Source organism: Ruminobacter sp. RM87 (genome assembly GCF_000701925.1).
Classification (GTDB): Bacteria; Pseudomonadota; Gammaproteobacteria; order Enterobacterales; family Succinivibrionaceae; genus Ruminobacter; species Ruminobacter amylophilus.
On record NZ_KL370839.1, the window covers coordinates 1 to 2569 of the forward strand.

General features: G+C 40.1%; 2 protein-coding genes. One reads left to right on the forward strand and one right to left on the reverse strand.

Annotated elements, in window-relative coordinates; genetic code table 11:
• Positions 1–293: hypothetical protein (locus T489_RS15325; protein WP_031580469.1), on the forward strand; the 293-nt coding region annotated here is incomplete at its 5' end.
• Positions 294–434: 141 nt separating this feature from the next.
• Here T489_RS15325 and T489_RS0113240 read toward each other — a convergent pair.
• A complete protein-coding gene (locus T489_RS0113240) occupies positions 435–1490 on the reverse strand; it encodes a hypothetical protein (protein WP_031580470.1) in 1056 nt (351 codons plus the stop codon).
• Positions 1491–2569 lie beyond the last annotated feature (1079 nt).

The window sequence follows — 2569 nt, forward strand, 5'->3', positions numbered from 1 at the left end:
ACGGAGGAGAACGCCTCTATGCCACCGGTTCAACATATAAGGGAAAAATATTCATTCATCTACTGGCTCAGACCTTGAGGATGATGATGTGCGTTAGCGCTGCAGGACATAAAGCGGACGGAAAGGTACTTCCAGGAGAATCATTGGAAAAGGCAATGATACAGCTTAAAAAGCTTCAGGCCACAAAGGCACCGGGAAGAGGTACTTACATAACAAAAGAGATCCCTAAAAAAACCAGAGATCTCTTCGACTTGTTCGGCATACCTTACCCAAAGAAGCAAATCAAAAATTAGAAACTATGATCTGCGGAGTTAGGGGTTAAAGTATAAACTCGAAAATTGATTATCTGAATTTCCGGTTTACATTAACGGCATTTCTGAAAGATGCGCTTACTTGAGAAAACTGATGAAATGCATAATTACGGCATCAGGCAGTTATACGTCTTTTTCATTCTTTTCCTTATCAGTTTCCGGAATAGATTTCAGAAATTCTCTGGCTTCTTCTGTTGGCACAATATCGCTGAGAATGGCGGCAAAATAACGTGCTGTCTCGAAGTCTTTATCCTCAAGAGCATAATGTGCGTAATTGTATGCTATATCAATGACGTCGTGATCGGCTCCACACCAGAAACCGTATTTCTCTGAACATTTCATCATGTCTTCAGCCGTTGGATCTTCGAAAATTCCGCCTACAGTTTCGATATAACTGAGTTCCTGTTTAACCATAGGTGACTCTTCATCAAAATTTGTGCTCAGAAGCAGAGTGCCAACGGCATCTTTGTAAAGCTTATTCTCCACAAAGTAGTATGCGATGTTACGTAAGCATCTGGCCACGTCATGCGAACGGAACGCAATTCTGTAAGCATCCAGTGTCTTTCTGAAGAATTCATCTGTATTATGTTCCATCTTGAATGTTTCGGTATATTCAGACATTAGCTGAAAGTTTACGGGATTCCAGCTCAGACCTTTAAGCAAGGCCTTTCTGGCTTCTTCTATCTGTTTGAGTTCCACGAGCAGCCAGCTGTAAATAAGGTACATCCGTCCGAAAGGTACCGGAATGCGCTTCACTCTCTTGGCAGGTTTGTTCATGCGTATGTACATGATTTCTTCAAAGTATTCACTGAAATTGAAATACAGGTACTGAGCGTCTTCGTGAACGATGTTTTTAAGTTCAAGTTCTTCGAGGTATCCTTTCAGAAGCTGACAGGCCGTGTCGTATTTTCCGCTCTTGATGTGAGACTGAATCCCGTCGAGGTTCTGTTCGCATATACGGGCAATTTCATCGAGATTATCATTCTGCAGGATTTTCTTGCTGTCACTGAACATCCTGTTCAACAGTCTGTTGCATGCAATGAAAATCTCTTCTGCAAGCTCGTGGTCTTTGTATTCGGCGCACTTTTTCTGAAGATATGGCATATCAGTTACGGGATTTCCGGTGAAGCCACTGGTAATTTTACGCATGATGGAATCGAGTTTCTTGTTTTCACTCATGTAGTGCTCCTTTGCTCTGGGGACAAACGAATGATTCAGGTTCTGTCAGGACGGTTAGAGTATTGCCCGTAATAATCAACCGGAAATGACTGAAATATCAGTATTGCGGAGTTAAAAAGTCAACCGGAATCAGCTGACATATATAATAATTATAATTTGTGTTTATAAAATTTGTGTGAGCTAAGCTGATGTTTTTGGCGATGCTGTAAAAAAGAGAAGTTTGATTCAATGTATTTCGGCAAGAGGTATGGGCAAATTCAGCTTCGGCCTGCGGATAAAGGCAGACGGTTCAGTAATACCTGTCCTGTAAGTAACCCGTAAAAGTGTATGATTAAGCATATTAAGAAAAATCACCGGATTAAGGAGGAAAGATTGAATTTTGTGAATGCAAAAAAAAATAAGGTTCGAACTAAAGTGGCTCATAGCTGTTCGAACCCATAAACATTGCATGTGTGTACTTTAAAAATCATTGCCAGCTTCATACGTCCTGTATAAACAAAGCCATGAAAAAAGGAACATCCTGTTCCTCAGCCCCGGTTCGTCAACATCCTGTAAACGGAAAGGCTGCGATGCGTGAGGTATCCAGACATCCTTGTCTCCCTCAACAGTTACTATTGTAAAAATTTGAATTTTTATGAATATTGATCTTTGTCACATTATTTAGGGCTGTAAGCCTTTGTGAGACTTTGAAAAATCGTGCAGCCATTGAAAACATGGCGTTTACGAAAAAAAGACTTTTTATGTGTCTGTTTTATGATTTTTATTATGCTTACATTACTATAGACAAAGTCTCACATGCGGGTGAGAGATTGTATTTTATATATGTGTTTTTGTGATTTTTTAGAGCATTCAGACAGGTCAGGAATTTTAGACAGTATCAGGACTGTAAGCGGGAAAATGAAGAAAAAACGCCATGGAATATGAGGCGGGTCTGGAGGCTCTGTAATAATATAAGGAGAAAAAAAAGAAGGTTCGAACCAAATTGTTCATCATGAACTGTTCGAACCCTTGACTTACATGTGTGTGTTTTAAAATCGTCGCTCTTTCTTTTACGTCCCTGTAAAATCAAGCGGTGTTTC